Raw genomic sequence first — 18,234 nt, forward strand, 5'->3', positions numbered from 1 at the left:
CATCGCCATCCGCACCAACACCGGTGTACACAAACAAATGGCCGAGATCGATCAAGTGGCCACCGCCGTGCAGGAAATGACCGCCACCGCCCAGGACGTGGCACGCAACGCGACTCAGGCCGCACAGGCCGCCAGCCATGCCGATCAGGCCGCCAGCCAGGGCATGCAGATCGTGCGTGATACGTCGAACTCGATTGGCGCCCTCGCCGTGGAAATCGGCCGGGCCGTCGGTGTGGTGCAAACCCTGGCCAAGGACAGCGAAAACATTAACGCGATCCTCACCGCCATCCGCGGAATCGCCGAGCAGACCAACCTGCTGGCCCTGAACGCGGCCATCGAAGCTGCCCGTGCCGGCGAGCAGGGCCGTGGTTTTGCCGTGGTGGCCGACGAGGTGCGTAACCTGGCGCAGAAAACGCAAAAGGCCACCGAAGAAATCCAGACCATGATCCAGCAATTGCAGCAAGGCACGCGGGATGTGGTGCGAGTCATGGAAGACAGCCAGAACCGCACGGATGAAAGCGTGCAGCACGCGGCCAAGGCTGCCGAAGCGCTGGAAACCATCACTCAGGCGGTGTCGGTGATCAACGACATGAACACCCAGATTGCCAGCGCGGCCGAGGAACAAAGTGCGGTGGCGGACGACATCAACCGTAATGTGATCAATATCGGCCAGGTGGCCAATGAAGTGGCAGGCGGCGCGGATGAGTCGAGTGCGGCGAGTGCAGATCTGACCAAGCTGGCCGAACAGCAGCGGCGGTTGATCAATCAGTTCAGGGTCTGATCCGAAGCCCCCATCGTCGGAGCGCCGCCCGGAGCAAGCTCGCTCCCACATTTGATCTTCAGTGAACACAGAATATGTGTACGACAGAGTTCCAGTGTGGGAGCGAGCTTGCTCCGGGCGGCGCTCCGACGATAGGGCCGGTTCAGCCACCCAATAACTCAACCCGGAGTCAGACACTCCAGCCCATTGAGCTTCGGATCATTCACCATGTTGGCCAGCACCCGTTCGCGCAACGCGGCAGGTTCACTGGCCAGCAATGCCTGCAAAGCATGCAACGGCGTCTCGGGGTCCAGCCACGCGGCCTGCCCCGCCTCATCAAGAATCAACGGCCGCCGCTGGCTTGCCGCCGGCTGGGTAATCACGGCGGTACTCAGCCAAACCTGCTCCTGAACCGGATAGGCCTCCCAGATCGCCGCAAAAAACAATGACGAGCCCTCCCCCGGTGTCAGCCAGTACGGGCGCTTGCGCGTCGTGCCGCGCCATTCATAGAAACCATTGGCCGGCAACAGGCAGCGGCGCAAGCGCAGGGCTTCACGGAACATCGGTTGTTCGGCAACGGTTTCGGCGCGGGCATGGGCTGGGGTGCGGGACAGATCGGTCAGCCAGGGTGGCGTCAGGCCCCAGCGGGCGCGGGCCAGCGTGCGTTGACCGTCAGGCCCGGCCCGCAGCATCAACACCGAATCATTGGGGGAAATGTTCCACTGCGCCTGCTGGTCGGCGGGAAAACCGGGCAGCGCCGCGAAGGCGGGATTCCAGCGAAACAGGGCATAACGTCCACACATGGGGCAACACGGCTCTTGATCAAACGAACGCCAGCCTAACAGACCAGCGTGCCGGGAAAGCTGTCCGGTTCATCACCGGACAGCGGCAGCGCGGCATTGTACGCGGTGATCAGCTCGCGGGCGTATTCGGCCTGGTCGTTATCGACCGACAGCCCGAGCAGGCCATAGATCGGCAACTCGCCGCTGCCACCGAGCAAATCACGGCCCACCAGATGCGCCTCGATACCTTCGCTGGCGAGCATGCCTTGCAGCAACTCGCCTTCCATCAGGTTTTCCGGATCGTAGATGCGCTGCATACACGCCCCTCATTCGTTTTCACTGAACACTTCGAGATGCCATTCCTCTCCATGAACCTGCAATACGAAGGTTATTGGCCGGCAGCACACCTGGCAGTCTTCAATGTAGGTCTGATCGCCACCGGACAAATCCAGCGTCGTCTCGACTTCCTCACCACAATACGGACATTCATACAGTGCGTTTTCCAGCATCGCGGTCTCCCAAGTGACTTGTGCGTATAATCGCCGGTCTATTTGCAGGGCTATTTTTGTCTGGCTACTTTTTCAGACCGTGCCCCGCCGGTTTACGATCAAAACCTTTACTTACCCTAGCCGTTTCTAACAAGAGAGCATGATGGGCGAATTCGATGCCATCCGACCTTACGACGACAGTGAAGTCCCGGCAGTGCTGGCACGACTGCTCGGCGACAAGGCGTTTCTAGATATCCTCACCCACTTCCGCTTCCCGCGTTTCGCCGGCGCTTTAGGCTGGGCACTCAAACCTCTTATAGCCCATCGGCTGCGCCGTGAGTTTGCCGGCATTAACTCCGTGGCCACGCTGCAAGACAAAGTCGAGCATTACGTCGACCATACCATTGAGCGCGCCACCGACGGTGTTACTTATACCGGTGTGGAGCAATTCAAGTCCGGCAGTGCCTACCTGTTCATCGCCAACCACCGCGACATCGTGATGGACCCAGCCTTCGTCAACTACGCCGTGTACCACGCCGGCCTGCCGACCCCGCGCATCGCGATTGGCGACAACCTGTTGCAAAAGCCTTTCGTCAGCGACCTGATGCGGCTGAACAAGAGCTTCATCGTGCACCGCTCGATCAGCGGTCGCCGGGAGAAAATGGCGGCCTATCAATTGCTTTCGGCGTACATCAACCATTCGATCCGCAACGATTGCGCCTCGATCTGGATTGCCCAGGCCGAGGGCCGCGCCAAGGACGGTGACGACCGTACCGAATCGGCGATCCTCAAGATGTTCCACATGAGCCGCAAGGACGAGCCGTTCGGCGAGGTCATTCAGTCGCTGAACCTGACACCGGTGTCGATCAGCTACGAATACGACCCGTGCGATCAGGCCAAGGCCCGCGAGCTGTACATCCGCGCCACTACCGGCAGCTACACCAAGGTACCGGGCGAGGATGACGTGAGCATCGCCAAGGGCATCACCGGCTACAAGGGCCGGGTGCACGTGAACTTTGCCGCGCCGATCACCGAACTGTTCGAAGACACCAAGCAATTGGCGGTCGAGATGGACAGGCAAATCCTCAGCGGATACCGCTTGTTCCCGGTGCACTACCTGGCTTACGCGCAGTGGAAAGATGCTGATCCAGCGTTGCAGGTGCCGAAGGCCGCCGACGTGTTCCCGGCCGAGGAGCTGGCCAAGGCCCAGGAAGAATGGCAACGCCGCCTGGATGCCTGCCCGGAAGAGCATCGTCCATTCCTGGTGTTGCAATATGCGACGCCGGTGCGCAATCAGTACCGGGTGAAGGCTGGCTTACCGCTTTAAGCGGTTTCAACCAAATGCAAAAACGGCGCCGACTTGTGGCGAGGGGGCTTGCCCCCGTTGGGCTGCGAAGCGGCCCTGATAAGCTTGCGACTGCTACGCAGCCGAACGGGGGCAAGCCCCCTCGCCACAGGGTTTACTTCAGATTCAAACCTGAGTGCTGATCCACGACACCAGCAGCGCCATCCCCAAGCAGGCAAAACCGAAGATGTAGAAAAACCGGTTCATGCGCAAGGTCGCCCAATCCAGGGTAGGCTCTACGTTGGGGCTACTCTGGCGCTGCGCCTGCAAACTGGCCATCGCACGCAGTTCACGACGACGGGTGGAGTGCAGCAACCAGCCGCCCGGGAAGGTAAAGAGCAAGGCCAGCAGATTGATCAATTTGGCGGGATGGGCGGTAAACAGCGTCATCAAGTGCAGCGACATCACATACCTCAAGTAAAACAGGTGGCAGGTGCCGGACCGGCGACCGCGGCGCGGATTCTACCGAAAGCTTTCGCGCCTGCCCTCAGTTTCCGACAAATAACGAAGCAATTGATCAATGGCTGTCCTGAGTCACGGCTTCGTCATCTGTATCGGCGACCATGCGCACCTCGAAACCGACACGGACTACGTCATGCTCCACGCCGAAAACCAGGATCGTCTTTACCTCATCACCCCCAGCGAAGAACAACAAGCCCTCGTCGGCAGCCTCGCCTTCAATGTTCAGGACCGCCATTGGCTGGTGTATTGCGCACTCGGTGGCCACCAGCATGCGGATTTGCCGGAGGCGGACTTGCTGACGGGCGTGAGCGTGCTGGATTTTTACTCGCAAGCCGCCTGATACCGATCTGTAGGAGCGAGCTTGCTCGCGATGGACTTGAGGGCGCCGCGGGGAATCAGATTTCCCGCGTAATCGTTAACGACCATCGCGAGCAAGCTCGCTCCTACAGTGGGCTCGCATTACTCGCCGAGAATCTGACCCACGGTCGGGTCCTTGAACAGGCGGGTCAACGCATCGCTCAGCACATCGCTGACCAGCTTGGTGTTGGTTTCCTGGTTCGGCGCCATACCGAAGCGCTGGTCCAGGGACGAACCATAACGGCCGCTGTAGCGACGGTTGGCGTTCTGTACATCGGAGCGGAACGTCGCGCCGATGGTGGCTTCGGTCACGTACAGGCCTTCCTTGGGCGACTGGTACTTCAACTCTGTCAGGGTCACGGTCAGTTGCGGTGCATTCATGGCATTGTTCGTCGGGGTAAAGCCCAACAGACGCACGGCGGCTTCAGCCTGGGCCTGCAGCTTCGGCAGGATCTGCGCGCCCTGCACGGTAATCGCGCTGGTCTCCGGATACAGACCACCACGGGTGCCCAGTGTCGGCGACGGACGACCGTCCACGACACGCACCACGACAGGCTGGCCATGGCCGACCGGGGCCAACTGGGCGGTCAGCTTGGGTTCCGGGCTCAGTTGTTGCGGGCTGTGGGCGCAGCCAACCAGGGTCAAACTGGTCACAGTAATCAAACCGAACAACAGGCGTTGCAACATGCTCTTCTCTCCAGAATCAGGCACAATCAGGCTGGCAGTATAGCGGTGCGTTACTGCGGGGAACCAGCACCGCACAGTGAACGATGAAATATCTGACAAGCCCCCCGGGAAGGAGGTTCTTGTCACACAGATGTCACCGCTCATACACTTGCACGTAATGGCTTGCGATTATCGTTTTCTTCAGAAAACCAACAAGGTACTCCACCATGCGCCATCTGATCTCTCTGTTCGCGCCACGCCCGCTGCATCGCTGCTTCGCCCTGCTCGACTGCAACGGCCACTGCCAGGCCTTCAAGCAGTGCAGCCTCCAGCCCATGGGCGATGGCTGGGTTGAAATCGAAGAGATCCGCCTGAACTGGCTGAATCAGCCGTTGCCTGCCGACGCCCGCATCGTTTCGCAACAGCATCAGCCACGCTCGCGTGCACAGCAAATGATGACGACCTGACCAAACACCTAATAAAAGTCATTAAACACGACCATTTCCCTGCGTTTCTTAGATACAATCTCCCCCCGATTATAAGGACGTCTCCTGATCGGGCCTCGCAGCATCGTCAATGCGCTTGTGTTGACACCCCGCACCGCCCACAGAGAGCCGCCCACACAGATCGAGTGAAGCTGGCGCGCTTGCTGTTTTGTTGAGCAAAACCTCCACTTTTCGCGAATCTGCAGAGCTGTCATTACGCTCGGTCACTGAGCTGTTTGCCCGTTTTGCCTGCCCTGTATCCCCATGGCGGCAATCCATCCGGGCACGGTGCCAGGCTGGGACAGCCCTTTTTGAGGTTCACGTCTTCAAAAGAGCGTGAAAAAAACGGGTTTTCACAACTTCACAAGAGTGTGGCGAGCAAATGAATAGTTTTGCGTCTGAACATGCACCATTAGCGTCTACAACAGCCCAACGACACAGGACCGAGTATTCCTCGAACACCGGAGCCTGAAGCCTGTCCGCTACGGATTTGGTTGCACAAACGGATGTATCGACCATAAGTCGAATTGCCTCCCGCGAGCTGAAATGAGTTCATATGGCTCATAGGCCCGGCAGGTAGCGTCCGTCGAAGTTGCGATAAATTGCGAAGATTCGGACATGGCGATCCTGCCATGGGTACCTGGGGCAACACTGACACGCCCCGGAACGCCTGGCAGCCATACCGACAATTTGGTGCTGCAGATTTTGGAGACGCGTTAAATGGCGCATAACGAAGCAGTCGACGTAGTACTGGTTGGGGCCGGCATCATGAGTGCCACCCTGGCGGTACTGCTCAAAGAGCTCGACCCCGCGATCAAGCTGGAAGTCGTCGAGCTGATGGATTCCGGTGCCGCGGAGAGTTCCAACCCGTGGAACAACGCCGGTACCGGTCACGCCGGGCTGTGTGAGCTCAACTACACGCCGCAGGCAGCCGATGGCACCGTCGACATCAAGAAAGCCGTGCACATCAACACCCAGTTTGAGGTGTCGAAGCAGTTCTGGTCGTACCTGACCAAAAAAGGCACATTCGGCTCGTGCAAATCGTTTATCAGCCCGGTGCCACACCTGAGTTTCGTGCAGGGCGACAGCGGCGTGTCCTTCCTCAAGGAACGCTTCAAGGTGCTGAGCAAGCACCACGCCTTCGCCGACATGGAATACACCGAAGACAAGGCCAAAATGGCCGAGTGGATGCCGCTGATGATGCCTGGCCGCGATCCTGGCGAAACCCTCGCCGCGACCCGCGTGATCAATGGCACCGACGTCAACTTCGGCGCCCTGACCAACCAGTTGCTCAAGCACCTGACCAGCGCACCCGATGCCCAGGTCAAGTACTGCAAGCGCGTGACCGGCCTCAAGCGCAGCAATGGCGGCTGGACCGTCAGCATCAAAGACGTCAACAGCGGCAACACCCGTGAAGTCGACGCCAAGTTTGTCTTCCTGGGCGCTGGCGGCGCGGCGCTGCCGCTGCTGCAGGCCTCGGGCATCGAAGAGAGCAAAGGCTTCGGCGGTTTCCCGATCAGCGGCCAGTGGCTGCGCTGCGACAACCCGGAAGTGGTCAAGCACCACCAGGCCAAGGTGTACAGCCAGGCTGCCGTAGGTTCGCCGCCAATGTCCGTGCCGCACCTGGACACCCGCGTGGTCGATGGCAAGAAGTCCCTGCTGTTCGGACCTTACGCCGGCTTCACCACCAAGTTCCTCAAGCACGGTTCCTTCATGGACCTTCCGATGTCGGTTCGTGCCGGCAACATCGGTCCGATGCTGGCCGTGGCGAAAAACAACATGGACCTGACCAAGTACCTGGTCAGCGAAGTGATGCAGTCGATGGAGCAGCGCCTGGAATCCCTGCGTCGCTTCTATCCTGAGGCGAAAGCCGAAGACTGGCGCCTGGAAGTGGCCGGCCAACGGGTGCAGATCATCAAGAAAGACCCGAAAAAAGGCGGCATCCTGCAATTTGGTACCGAACTGGTCGCGGCCAAGGACGGTTCCCTGGCGGCACTGCTCGGCGCTTCGCCTGGTGCCTCGGTGACCGTTTCGATCATGCTGGAACTGATCGAGAAATGCTTCCCGGGCAAAGCCAAAGGCGAATGGGCTAGCAAACTGGCCGAAATCTTCCCGGCCCGAGAAAAGGTTCTGGAAACCGACGCTGTGTTGTATCGCAAGATCAACACGCAGAACAACGTAGCCCTGGAACTGGTTGAAGCCAGCAGCGAGACCGAAAGCTACGCTTGATTCGGCGCCATGAAAAACGCCCCGTTCTTACTGAGAGCGGGGCGTTTTTTTATGCATTTGAAAGATCGCAGCCTCGCTTCGCTCGACAGCTCCTACAGGAACACGCGGTCCAATGTAGGAGCTGTCGAGCGAAGCGAGGCTGCGATCTCTTGATCTTAACCGCGAATTTTTTCGATCAGCTCGATGTAATCCGGCGCGTTGCGCTGATCCTTGATCAGGGCAACGAAGTCATTGCCGTGCTCATCCTTGCCATTCACGTCGTAACCCGCTTCGACAAAGAACGTCAGGAAACGCTCAAAATCGTCGATACGCAGGCCACGGTAGGCCTTGACCAGTTTGTGCAGGGACGGAGAAGTCGCATCGACCGGCTCGAAATCGAGGAACAACTTGATCTGCTCATCGCCGATCTCGTCACCAATCACTTGTTTTTTATCTTTACGCATTGCCGACTCCAGCTCGCAGACATTACACGGGGCGGGCAGTTTACCCCCGCGCAGGCACAGGGCTCAACGCGGACGAGTGCTGCCAGTGTGCAGATCGGCCCAGACATGGCCATTGGCGTAGCTGAGAAACTGGCAATACACCGTATCGTTGCGCAACAAATCGATCACCACCCGGTATTGCGCCAGCGGGTAATAGAGGGTCAGGGTTTTGCTCGGCTCGTCGTAAACCGGTTTCTTCAGGCTTTTGCTTTCACCATCGAAATTGACCAGCACCTGACTGATGGTGGCGCCCTTGTTCAGCGATTTGCCCTTGAGACGAATCAGCAACGGCGACGTGACCGGAATCGGCTGTTGATTGGATTGGCGCTGAGCACCGACCACTACCGAATAATCGGTGACCTGCATCAGTTGCTGCTGTTCGGGATCAGCATCGCGCAGAGTGAGATCGTCCGGTGGCAGGAATTGACTGTGCATGGGCGCCGGCGCGGCGGCAAGGGGCAGGCTGAGGGTCAGCAACAGGGCGGCGCAGCAGCGGATGGAACGGCTCATGACAGGCTCCGGAATCGGGGCCGAGCACTCTAACATGGGCTGAAGAAAGTGGTTCAAGTGCACAGAAACCAATGTGGGAGCGGGCTTGCTCGCGAAGAGGGAGTGTCAGTCACATCACTGCAACTGACACACCGCATTCGCGAGCAAGCCCGCTCCCACAGGGGCAAAGATCAGTCGAATTGCGCGCGCATCCAGGCCTGATACTCGGCAACACCAGGCTCGCCTTCGCGCGGCGCCCAATGCGCCAGCTCACCTTCACCGACCGGACGATAAGGACCGGCCTTGCATTCGAACATCAGGCTGTCGGCCTCCAGCACCACCAAACCGTGGAACACACCGGTTGGCAGGTCCACGCCAACGCAGTCGCCACCGGCCTCAAGCACGGTCTTGCTCAGCACCGTACCGGTCTCGTCAAAGATCAGCACGCCCAGCCGGCCCTTGAGGACCAACAGGGTTTCGGCCTTGTTGTCGCCCAAATGCCGGTGAGGAGGAATATACGTGGACGGCTGCAACCCCACCGCCATGCGATGGCAAGCGTCTTCCATCTGATGGAAATTGTGATGCTGGCGCCCACGAGGATTGGCCGCGGCTTTCCCGGCCAGCTCGGTGAACAAGGTCTGATCCAGAAAACGCGGCGTATCCATGTCTTACATTCCTTTAACGGCGAAAATCCCGTTGGCGTTACGCCAGTAGCCTTTGTAGTCCATGCCGTAACCGAAGATGTAGCGGTCGATGCACGGCAGACCGACGAAATCGGCCTTGAGGTCAGGACGGGCCTTGCGGTCGTGGTCTTTGTCGATCAGCACGGCGGTGTGCACTTTACGTGCGCCAGCGTGTTTGCAGAAGTCGATGATCGCGCCCAGGGTGTGACCTTCGTCGAGGATGTCGTCGATGATCAGCACATCACGGTCGATAAAGGAAACTTCCGGCTTGGCTTTCCAGAACAGGTCGCCGCCGCTGGTTTCGTTGCGATAGCGGGTGGCGTGCAGGTAGGACGCTTCCAGCGGGAACTGCAGATAGGTCAGCAGCTTGCCGGAGAAAATCAGCCCGCCGTTCATCACGCAGAACACCACCGGGTTGCTGTCTGCCATTTGTTCGTTGATTTGTGCACCGACGCGGGCGATGGCCGCCTCGACTTCAGCTTCGGTGTACAGGCAGTCAGCCTCTCGCATGATTTGACGGATATGCTCGAGATCAGCGGACATGGCGCTCTCCAGGGGGTGACGGATTCGGAAAAGCGGGCAAAGGTACGCATCAACCGAGGCCAGATCAAGCCTTTGTGGACTAACGTACTGTATGTCTATAGGACAACACCCTCGGATAGATTAATCTAGGCCGGTTTTTTTGCCCGCTGCCGGAGCCATTCCCCATGCCCATCCATGAGATCCGCCACCCGCTGATCCGTCATAAACTTGGCCTTATGCGCCGTGCAGACATCAGCACGAAGAATTTCCGTGAGCTCGCTCAGGAAGTCGGCGCCCTGCTGACCTATGAAGCCACCAAAGACCTGCCGCTGGAAGCCTACGATATCGAAGGCTGGTGCGGAACCGTATCGGTCGAGAAGATCGCCGGCAAGAAGATTACTGTAGTGCCAATCCTGCGGGCCGGTATCGGCATGCTCGAAGGCGTGCTCAGCCTGATCCCGGGCGCCAAGGTCAGCGCCGTGGGCGTGGCCCGTAACGAGGAAACCCTCGAGGCCCACACCTACCTTGAGAAGCTGGTACCGGAAATCAACGAACGCCTGGCCATGATCATCGACCCGATGCTCGCCACCGGCGGCTCGATGGTTGCCACCATCGACCTGCTGAAAAAGGCCGGGTGCAAGGACATTCGCGCCATGGTGCTGGTCGCTGCGCCAGAAGGCATCGCTGCGGTCGAGAAGGCTCACCCGGACGTGATCATCTACACCGCTTCAATTGATCAAAAACTGAACGAACATGGTTACATCATCCCAGGGCTGGGCGATGCCGGTGACAAGATCTTCGGCACCAAGCAGAAGGACGCGTGACCATGCAGCAAGAGTTCAACGATCCGCTCTGGCGCACGGTGCTGTCGGGTGCACAGATGCTGTTCGTGGCCTTCGGCGCCCTGGTGTTGATGCCGCTGATTACCGGTCTCGACCCGAACGTGGCGCTGTTCACGGCCGGCCTGGGGACGATCCTGTTCCAGATCGTCACCGGGCGTCAGGTGCCGGTGTTCCTGGCATCGAGCTTTGCCTTCATCACCCCGATCATTCTCGCCAAGGGCCAATTTGGTCTGGCCGCGACCATGGGCGGTGTGATGGCGGCGGGTTTCGTCTACACCTTCCTCGGCCTCGCGGTGAAGATCAAAGGCACCGGGTTCATTGACCGCCTGCTGCCGCCGGTGGTGATCGGGCCGGTGATCATCTCGATTGGCCTGGCCATGGCGCCGATTGCCGCCAACATGGCCATGGGCAAGGCCGGCGACGGCAGCGAATTGATTCATTACCAGACGGCGATGTTGATCTCGATGCCCGCGCTGCTCACCACACTGATCGTTGCGGTTTTCGGCAAGGGCATCTTCCGCCTGGTGCCGATCATCTCCGGCGTGCTGGTCGGTTTCGGCATGTCGTTCTACTTCGGCGTGGTCGATACCGCGAAGATTGCCGCGGCACCATGGTTCGCTCTCCCGCACTTCACCGCGCCGGAATTCAACTGGCAGGCGATTCTGTTTATCGTTCCGGTTGCCCTGGCCCCGGCCATAGAACACATCGGCGGCGTGATTGCAGTGGGTAGTGTGACCGGTCGCGATTACCTGAAAAAACCCGGCCTGCACCGCACCCTGCTCGGTGACGGCATTGCCACTACAGCGGCCGGTCTGTTCGGCGGCCCGCCCAACACCACCTACGCCGAAGTGACCGGCGCGGTCATGCTGACCAAGAACTACAACCCGAAAATCATGACCTGGGCGGCGATCTTCGCCATCAGCCTGGCGTTCATCGGCAAGTTCGGCGCACTGCTGCAAAGCATTCCAGTGCCGGTGATGGGCGGGATTCTCTGCCTGTTGTTCGGTTCGATTGCGGCGGTGGGGATGAACACGATGATTCGCCACAAGATCGATCTGGGCGAGGCGCGCAATCTGGTGATTGTTTCGGTGACCCTGGTGTTCGGGATCGGCGGCGTGCTGATCGGCACCGGCACCGGGCCGGACGATTTCGGCCTCAAGGGCATCGCGCTGTGCGCGGTGGTGGCGATTGGCTTGAACCTGATCCTGCCGGGTAATGACAGCTGGAAGCACAAGAAGGCGAATGAGCCGCTGATCTAACAGCTTGAGATATTTGTAGTCTGCCAGATAGCTATCGCGAGCAAGCTCGCTCCCACAGGGGAATGCATTCCAAACTGTGGGAGCGGACCTGCTCCGGGCGGCGTTCCGACGAAGCTTTTAAAGCGCCAAAGGCGCGCGCTCGCACAGCACACTCAACGCCCGCGCCCAATGCGGGTCATCGTTGAGGCACGGCACCAGCACCAACTCCTCGCCCCCCGCCTCGCGGAATTGTTCTTTGCCGCGATCACCGATTTCTTCCAGTGTCTCGATGCAATCGGCAACGAATGCCGGGCACATCACCAGAATCTTTTTCACGCCGCTTTTGGCCAACTCATCGAGGCGCGCTTCGGTGTAGGGTTCGATCCATTTGGCACGCCCCAGGCGCGACTGGAACGACACCGACCACTTGCCCTCCGGCAGCCCCATGCGCTTGGCGACCTCTGCCGCCGTACGCAGGCATTGGCCGCGATAACAGGTAGCGACCACCTCCGGCGGCGCCCCGGCGCAGCAATCACCACCACCCTCGAAGCTGTGACCAGGGTTGAGCTTCTTCAGATGCCGTTCCGGCAAGCCGTGAAAGCTCATCAGCAAGTGATCGAAATCCTGCTCCAGATAGGGCCTGGTCGTGGCCACCAGCGCATCGAGGTATTCAGGTTGATCGTAGAACGGTTGCAGCACTGACAGCTGCACGTCGAGGTTTTTCTCGCGCACAACCCGCTTGGCTTCCTCTATGACCGTGGTGGTGGTGCTGTCGGCGAACTGTGGATAAAGCGGTGCCAGAGTTATCCGCTTGTGCCCCGCCGCAGCCATGCGAACCAGTGACGATTCAATCGACGGCTCACCGTAGCGCATCGCCAACTCGACCGGACCATGCTGCCACTGGCCGGCCATGGCTTGTTGCAGGCGACGGCTGAGCACCACCAGCGGCGAGCCCTCGTCCCACCAGATCGAGGCATAAGCATGGGCCGACTGCTCGGGACGCTTGATCAGGATCAGCGACACCAGCAGGCGTCGAACCGGCCATGGCAGGTCGATCACGTACGGGTCCATCAGAAATTGATTGAGGTAGCTGCGCACATCCGCCACTGAGGTGGAGGCAGGTGAACCCAGGTTGACCAGAAGCAACGCGTGATCGGTCATGCAACGTCCTATTTCAAAGGCGACCGGACAGATCGTCCAGAGCCGCGCGCAAATCCGTGAACTTAAAAGTGAAACCAGCCTGTAACAAACGCACTGGGGTGGCCCGTTGGCCACCGAGCAACAACAGCGACAACTCGCCCAACCCCACCTTCAATGCAAAGGCCGGCATCGGCATGAACGCCGGGCGATGCAGCACGCTGCCCAACGCCGTGGCAAACTCGCGGTTGCGCACCGGCTTGGGCGCGCACGCATTATAGGGACCGCTGCCTTCGTTGCGATGCAGAAGAAAATCAATCAGGGCGATTTGATCGTCGATATGAATCCACGGCATCCACTGCCGGCCGTTGCCGATCGGCCCTCCCAGTCCCAGTTTGAACGGCAATAACAGCCGCGACAAAAAGCCGCCCTCTGCCGACAGCACCAACCCGGTTCGAATGAGGATGACGCGAATGCCCAGCGTTTCAGCCCGCTGTGCAGTCTCTTCCCAGGCGATGCATAACTGGCTGGCGAAATCTTCGCTGACCGGCCCCGAGTCCTCGGTCAGTTCGCGCTCGCCACCGTCGCCATACCAGCCGACAGCCGAACCGGAAATCAAGACCCGTGGCTTCTGCTCGCGACTTTCAAGCCACGTCAGCAAGGTTTCAGTCAGCGTGATCCGGCTGCTCCACAACAAGGCTCTACGCCTGTGAGTCCAGGGCCGGTCGGCAATCGGCGCTCCGGCCAGATTGACGATTGCATCCACCGGCTCCTGCCCCAGATCCTCCAGCCGGGCAACTCCACGCACTTGGGCACCACATGTTTTCGCGACTTTTTCAGGCTTGCGACTCCAGACTGTCAGGCGATGTCCCTGGCCCAACCAGTGCCGGCAGAGCTGACGTCCTATCAAACCAGTACCGCCGGTCAGCAATATGTGCATGACTTCTTCCTCGCGTGGCGTTTTACCTTGTCCATTAGTCTATTTTTATAAGCAGGGATCTTTGGTATCGAGCAGGCTCTGTGTTTAACAATAGGCCAAGCTGTCAGAACGAGAACGCTAAAAGTTATACCAAAAAACAACATTGTACAGGTTTGAACCCCGGCGTAGTCTGTACAGAAAGGCAAACGAGGCCCCTATGACTGTACCTATCGCAATCGTTGGCACCGGCATTGCCGGACTCTCCGCCGCCCAGGCCCTGACCGACCTCGGGCATGTGGTTCAACTGTTCGATAAAAGCCGCGGCAGCGGCGGGCGCATGTCGAGCAAGCGCAGCGATGCGGGTGCTCTGGACATGGGCGCGCAGTATTTCACCGCCCGTGAGCGGCGTTTTGCCAACGAAGTCCAGCGCTGGCAAGAAAACGGCTGGGTCGCCGAGTGGACGCCGCAGCTGTACACCTACCATGGCGGCCAGCTCAGCCTGTCGCCGGACGAGCAGACCCGCTGGGTCGGCACACCGCGCATGAGCGCCATCACCCGCGCCCTGCTCGGTGACCTTGAAGTGCATTTCGCCTGCCGGATCACCGAGATCTATCGCGGTGAAGAACACTGGCACCTGCAGGACGCCGAGGGCTTCACCCACGGACCGTTCAGTCACGTGGTCATCGCCACGCCGGCCCCACAGGCCACGGCTTTGCTGGCATCCGCGCCGAAACTCGCCGGGGCCGCCGCCGGGGTGAAAATGGACCCGACCTGGGCCATCGCCCTGGCCTTCGAAACGCCGCTGGAAACGCCCATGGAAGGCTGCTTCGTACAGGACAGCCCACTCGACTGGCTGGCCCGCAACCGCAGCAAACCCGGGCGCGACAACACCCTCGACACTTGGGTACTGCACGCCACCAGCGCCTGGAGCCGACAACACATCGACTTGTCCAAGGAAGCCGTGATCGAACAGTTGCATGGCGCGTTTGCCGAACTGCTGCACGACTCCATGCCCGCGCCGAGCTTCAGCCTCGCCCACCGTTGGCTCTACGCCCGCCCCGCCAGCAGTCACGAATGGGGCACCCTGGCCGATGCCGACCTGGGGCTGTATGCCTGTGGCGACTGGTGCCTGTCCGGGCGCGTCGAAGGGGCCTGGCTCAGCGGTCAGGAAGCCGCCCGCCGCTTGCATGAACACCTGCAGTAAAAGCACCAACCCGAGCACATCGCTGCTGTCGCCATGGACAGCAGCCCGCCACAAAACTTATACACAACATTTGACTTGTACAACTTCGAATCTATGATGAAGTTATCTTGTACAGACTCGACCGTCTGCACAGGTTCAGATTCGAGGTGCTCCGATGCCCCATGCCCCCACCAAACAGAAAATCGCCATCAACGCCTGTCTCCTGCACCCGGACTTGCCGGTGGAGGAAGACGGCCGGCTCAACGATCCAGTGCTGCGGGAAAACTTCCTCACCCGCGTATTCGCCTACAGTGCCTGGCAGCAGCTACGCCAGGAAGGCCTGACCCGGCGCGATCTCATTGACTTTCACTCGCGCTACAAATACCTGCTGATGGCCCACAACCCGGTGCAATACAAGACCCTGGGCCACTTGCTGGGCAACATGGGTCATACCGATCCGCAGGAACTCGGCCCCCGCTATTTCAGCGAGTTGATGTCGGCGCTGAAAAAATGCGCCACCCGCCGGACCCACACCAACGTCCTGCAACACCTCAGTGGCTACCTGAAACAGGCCATCAGCCACGAAGAAAAGCAGGAAGTGCAGCACGTGATCAGCCAGTACCGCCTGGGCATCGTGCCGCTGGTGGTGCCGCTGACGCTGCTCAAACATCACTTTCGCCAACACCCCGATCCGTACATCGCACAGCAGGTCTACCTGCAACCGCACCCGGAAAACCTCAGCCTGCAAAACGCCATTTGATGAAAAAAACACTCGACACCAGCGCCCGGGAAGACCTCGGCGATGACTTTAAAAAGGCGCTGGACGAAGGCTGGCTGCCGATCCGTGAAGTGGCGCGGCTAACCGGCGTCAATGCCGTGACCCTGCGCGCCTGGGAGCGGCGCTACGGCCTGATCGTGCCGCAACGCACACCCAAGGGGCACCGGTTGTTTTCGGCCGACCATGTAAAACGCATCCAGAGCATCCTCACCTGGCTCAACCGTGGCGTTGCCGTCAGCCAGGTCAAGCCATTGCTCGACACACCGCAAACCTTCAGCAAGTCCGTCGACAACGATTGGCACGCCTTGCTGCAAACGTTGCTGCAGGCGGTCAGAGGACTGCAGGAGCGCTCTCTGGATGACAGCGTCAATCAGGCGATGGCGTTGTATCCGCCGCGAACCCTGTGCGCGCAATTGCTGATGCCTTTGCTGGCTGCTCTGGAACAACGCTGGCAAGGCCAATTCGGTGCGCAGATGGAGCGGGTGTTTTTTTGTGCCTGGCTGCGCAGCAAATTCGGAGCACGCATCTACCATAACAATCGTCAGTTGCGCACCGCGCCTCTGCTGCTGATCAACCACTCGGACCTGCCCGTGGAGCCCCACCTGTGGCTCACGGCCTGGCTGATCAGCAGTGCCGATTGCCCGGTGGAGGTCTTCGACTGGCCGCTGCCTGTCGGCGAACTGACACTGGCGGTCGAACTGCTGCAACCCCGTGGCGTTCTGCTGTACTCCAGCAAGGCCATGAACCTGGCGCAACTGGCGAAGCTTTTCAAAGGCGTCAGTTGCCCAAAAATGATTGCCGGACCAACGGTATGCATCCACCACGCCGAATTGTCCGCAAGTACTACCGGGATCGCTGATTTGTACCTGGCCGAAGATCCATTGTCGGCACATCAGGCACTCGTTCAGTGCGGGCTGATTTAAATGAATCGCGTGGATACCAAAATGCAATTGATCTGGCTGCGCAGCGACTTGCGCCTGAATGACAACACCGCACTCTCGGCCGCCGCGGCTCGAGGCCCCTGCGTGGCGGTCTATCTACTGAGCCCGGAACAATGGCTGGAACACGACGATGCGCCCTGCAAAGTGGACTTCTGGCTGCGCAACCTGCGCGAGTTGAGCCGCGAACTGGGTCAACTGAACATTCCCCTGCTGATCCGCCAGGCACCTCGCTGGGATGACGCGCCAACGGTGTTGCTGAACCTGTGCCGACAGTGGCAGGTCAACGCGCTGTACCTCAACGAAGAGTACGGCATCCATGAATCCCGTCGCGATGCAGCGGTCGCCCGGATGCTAAGGGCCGAAGGCATCGAAGTTCGCCGCTACCTCGATCAGTTGCTGTTCCAGCCCGGTAGCGTGCTGACCCGGTCCGGCACTTACTTTCAGGTCTTCAGCCAGTTCCGCAAAGTCTGTTACGAACGACTTCACCACTCGCTACCCAGCCTGGTACGCGCACCGCAGAAACAAGCGCCACTGAACATTGTCAGCGATGCGATCCCCTCGAGTGTCGACGGTTTCGCAACGCCCGGTGACAACCTGCGCAGCCTGTGGCCGGCGGGCGAAGCGCAAGCCCGACATCGCCTCGACAGCTTTAGCGATACGCAAATCGACCACTACCAAAGCGAACGCGATTTCCCGGCGAAGCCCGGCACCAGTCAGCTTTCGGCTTATCTCGCCGCCGGGGTGATCTCAGCTCGCCAATGCCTGCGCGCGGCCCTGCACAGCAATCAAGGCGAATTCGAAAGCGGCAACACCGGTGCCGTCACCTGGATCAACGAACTGCTGTGGCGCGAGTTCTACAAACACATCCTGGTGGGCTACCCACGGGTTTCCCGGCACCGCGCGTTTCGCCCGGAAACCGAAGCGCTAGCCTGGCGCAACGCCCCCGAAGAACTTGCCGCCTGGCAACAGGCACGTACCGGCTTGCCGATCATCGACGCCGCCATGCGCCAACTGCTGGCTACCGGCTGGATGCACAACCGCCTGCGCATGGTGGTAGCAATGTTCCTGACCAAAAACCTGCTGATCGACTGGCGCGAAGGTGAACGCTTTTTCATGCGTCACCTGATCGATGGCGACCTGGCGGCGAACAATGGTGGCTGGCAGTGGAGTTCCTCCACCGGCACCGACTCGGTGCCGTACTTCCGGATTTTCAACCCGCTGAGCCAGTCGGAAAAATTCGATCCCGAAGGTGTGTTCATCAAGCAATGGCTGCCTGAACTGGCCGGGCTGAACAAAAAACAAGTGCACAACCCCGCCAATCTCGGTGGCCTTTTCGGTGGTGTGGATTACCCCTCACCGATCGTCGACTTGAGTACCTCCCGTACGCGCGCGTTGACGGCATTCAAAAATCTGCCGTCACGGCAATACGCCGCCGTTGAGTCATGA

The 18,234-nt window shown here is 59.8% G+C and carries 21 protein-coding genes and 1 pseudogene; 11 read left to right on the forward strand and 11 right to left on the reverse strand.

Annotation, left to right across the window (positions count from 1 at the left end; genetic code table 11):
* The first annotated feature begins 37 nt into the window (after positions 1-37).
* On the forward strand, positions 38-781 hold the full coding sequence (locus ACEN8Z_RS27045) for a methyl-accepting chemotaxis protein (protein WP_413787378.1): 744 nt from the start codon (positions 38-40) through the stop codon (positions 779-781).
* A gap of 158 nt (positions 782-939) precedes the next feature.
* Here the strand turns inward: ACEN8Z_RS27045 and ACEN8Z_RS27050 are convergent, their stop codons facing one another.
* Genes ACEN8Z_RS27050 through ACEN8Z_RS27060 form a run of 3 tightly spaced genes read right to left on the reverse strand, consistent with a single transcriptional unit; the run spans position 940 to position 2,051 of the window.
* Complete coding sequence (locus ACEN8Z_RS27050; protein WP_495596227.1) at positions 940-1,563, reverse strand: SOS response-associated peptidase; 624 nt, start codon at positions 1,561-1,563, stop codon at positions 940-942.
* A 35-nt stretch (positions 1,564-1,598) separates the two neighbouring features.
* A complete protein-coding gene (locus tag ACEN8Z_RS27055) occupies positions 1,599-1,859 on the reverse strand; it encodes a putative signal transducing protein (RefSeq protein ID WP_007997086.1) in 261 nt (86 codons plus the stop codon).
* Between the two features lie 9 nt (positions 1,860-1,868).
* Positions 1,869-2,051: a CPXCG motif-containing cysteine-rich protein gene (locus ACEN8Z_RS27060; RefSeq protein WP_085715945.1), complete on the reverse strand. Its 183-nt coding sequence runs from the start codon at positions 2,049-2,051 to the stop codon at positions 1,869-1,871.
* A gap of 139 nt (positions 2,052-2,190) precedes the next feature.
* Between ACEN8Z_RS27060 and ACEN8Z_RS27065 the strand changes: the two genes are divergently transcribed.
* Positions 2,191-3,357 (forward strand): 1-acyl-sn-glycerol-3-phosphate acyltransferase, encoded by a 1,167-nt coding sequence (locus ACEN8Z_RS27065; RefSeq protein WP_495596228.1) that lies wholly within the window; start codon positions 2,191-2,193, stop codon positions 3,355-3,357.
* A gap of 144 nt (positions 3,358-3,501) precedes the next feature.
* Here ACEN8Z_RS27065 and ACEN8Z_RS27070 read toward each other — a convergent pair whose 3' ends face one another.
* Positions 3,502-3,780 (reverse strand): hypothetical protein, encoded by a 279-nt coding sequence (locus ACEN8Z_RS27070; protein WP_495596229.1) that lies wholly within the window; start codon positions 3,778-3,780, stop codon positions 3,502-3,504.
* 190 nt (positions 3,781-3,970) lie between these two features.
* Here ACEN8Z_RS27070 and ACEN8Z_RS27075 point away from each other — a divergent pair, with 190 nt between their 5' ends.
* Complete coding sequence (locus tag ACEN8Z_RS27075) at positions 3,971-4,177, forward strand: hypothetical protein (RefSeq protein WP_033052291.1); 207 nt, start codon at positions 3,971-3,973, stop codon at positions 4,175-4,177.
* 119 nt (positions 4,178-4,296) lie between these two features.
* Here the strand turns inward: ACEN8Z_RS27075 and ACEN8Z_RS27080 are convergent, their stop codons facing one another.
* On the reverse strand, positions 4,297-4,881 hold the full coding sequence (locus ACEN8Z_RS27080; RefSeq protein WP_007981326.1) for a YajG family lipoprotein: 585 nt from the start codon (positions 4,879-4,881) through the stop codon (positions 4,297-4,299).
* 206 nt (positions 4,882-5,087) lie between these two features.
* Between ACEN8Z_RS27080 and ACEN8Z_RS27085 the strand changes: the two genes are divergently transcribed.
* Together ACEN8Z_RS27085 and mqo are read left to right on the forward strand one after the other, a co-directional pair.
* Positions 5,088-5,327 (forward strand): hypothetical protein, encoded by a 240-nt coding sequence (locus tag ACEN8Z_RS27085; RefSeq protein ID WP_495596230.1) that lies wholly within the window; start codon positions 5,088-5,090, stop codon positions 5,325-5,327.
* Between the two features lie 738 nt (positions 5,328-6,065).
* Complete coding sequence (gene mqo, locus ACEN8Z_RS27090) at positions 6,066-7,574, forward strand: malate dehydrogenase (quinone) (RefSeq protein WP_495596231.1); 1,509 nt, start codon at positions 6,066-6,068, stop codon at positions 7,572-7,574.
* A 155-nt stretch (positions 7,575-7,729) separates the two neighbouring features.
* On the opposite strand, the gene ACEN8Z_RS27095 is transcribed toward mqo, so the two are convergent.
* The 4 genes from ACEN8Z_RS27095 to ACEN8Z_RS27110 form a co-directional block, all read right to left on the reverse strand.
* Entirely contained in the window at positions 7,730-8,017 is a 288-nt protein-coding gene (locus ACEN8Z_RS27095; RefSeq protein WP_085724022.1) for a PA4642 family protein, read from the reverse strand.
* A 63-nt stretch (positions 8,018-8,080) separates the two neighbouring features.
* Positions 8,081-8,566 carry a hypothetical protein gene (locus tag ACEN8Z_RS27100; RefSeq protein ID WP_007981334.1) on the reverse strand — a complete coding sequence of 162 codons (486 nt, stop codon included), beginning with the start codon at positions 8,564-8,566 and terminating at the stop codon, positions 8,081-8,083.
* A gap of 170 nt (positions 8,567-8,736) precedes the next feature.
* On the reverse strand, positions 8,737-9,210 hold the full coding sequence (locus tag ACEN8Z_RS27105; protein WP_495596232.1) for a WbuC family cupin fold metalloprotein: 474 nt from the start codon (positions 9,208-9,210) through the stop codon (positions 8,737-8,739).
* Between the two features lie 3 nt (positions 9,211-9,213).
* Entirely contained in the window at positions 9,214-9,771 is a 558-nt protein-coding gene (locus ACEN8Z_RS27110; protein WP_007981338.1) for a hypoxanthine-guanine phosphoribosyltransferase, read from the reverse strand.
* Between the two features lie 164 nt (positions 9,772-9,935).
* Between ACEN8Z_RS27110 and upp the strand changes: the two genes are divergently transcribed.
* Together upp and ACEN8Z_RS27120 are read left to right on the forward strand one after the other, a co-directional pair.
* Positions 9,936-10,574 carry a uracil phosphoribosyltransferase gene (gene upp, locus ACEN8Z_RS27115; RefSeq protein ID WP_495596233.1) on the forward strand — a complete coding sequence of 213 codons (639 nt, stop codon included), beginning with the start codon at positions 9,936-9,938 and terminating at the stop codon, positions 10,572-10,574.
* Between the two features lie 2 nt (positions 10,575-10,576).
* Positions 10,577-11,851 carry a uracil-xanthine permease family protein gene (locus ACEN8Z_RS27120; RefSeq protein WP_495596234.1) on the forward strand — a complete coding sequence of 425 codons (1,275 nt, stop codon included), beginning with the start codon at positions 10,577-10,579 and terminating at the stop codon, positions 11,849-11,851.
* A 117-nt stretch (positions 11,852-11,968) separates the two neighbouring features.
* Here ACEN8Z_RS27120 and hemH read toward each other — a convergent pair whose 3' ends face one another.
* Together hemH and ACEN8Z_RS27130 are read right to left on the reverse strand one after the other, a co-directional pair.
* Positions 11,969-12,991, reverse strand: a complete 1,023-nt coding sequence (gene hemH, locus ACEN8Z_RS27125; protein ID WP_495596235.1) for a ferrochelatase — start codon at positions 12,989-12,991, stop codon at positions 11,969-11,971.
* Positions 12,992-13,004: 13 nt separating this feature from the next.
* Positions 13,005-13,907 (reverse strand): TIGR01777 family oxidoreductase, encoded by a 903-nt coding sequence (locus tag ACEN8Z_RS27130; protein WP_495596236.1) that lies wholly within the window; start codon positions 13,905-13,907, stop codon positions 13,005-13,007.
* Between the two features lie 196 nt (positions 13,908-14,103).
* Here ACEN8Z_RS27130 and ACEN8Z_RS27135 point away from each other — a divergent pair, with 196 nt between their 5' ends.
* The 4 genes and pseudogenes from ACEN8Z_RS27135 to phrB all read left to right on the forward strand — a co-directional run bounded on the left by ACEN8Z_RS27135 (position 14,104) and on the right by phrB (position 18,234).
* The gene (locus tag ACEN8Z_RS27135) at positions 14,104-15,090 is read left to right on the forward strand and encodes an NAD(P)/FAD-dependent oxidoreductase (protein ID WP_495596237.1); all 987 of its coding nucleotides are present in this window, start codon (positions 14,104-14,106) and stop codon (positions 15,088-15,090) included.
* A gap of 196 nt (positions 15,091-15,286) precedes the next feature.
* Positions 15,287-15,829: pseudogene (locus tag ACEN8Z_RS27140) on the forward strand (YbgA family protein); the annotation flags it as partial.
* The gene (locus ACEN8Z_RS27145) at positions 15,829-16,770 is read left to right on the forward strand and encodes a MerR family transcriptional regulator (protein WP_495596238.1); all 942 of its coding nucleotides are present in this window, start codon (positions 15,829-15,831) and stop codon (positions 16,768-16,770) included. The pseudogene ACEN8Z_RS27140 and the gene ACEN8Z_RS27145, both read left to right, overlap by 1 nt.
* A gap of 21 nt (positions 16,771-16,791) precedes the next feature.
* Positions 16,792-18,234, forward strand: a complete 1,443-nt coding sequence (phrB, locus tag ACEN8Z_RS27150) for a deoxyribodipyrimidine photo-lyase (RefSeq protein WP_495596239.1) — start codon at positions 16,792-16,794, stop codon at positions 18,232-18,234.

This window comes from Pseudomonas sp. Pseusp10 (assembly GCF_059492225.1).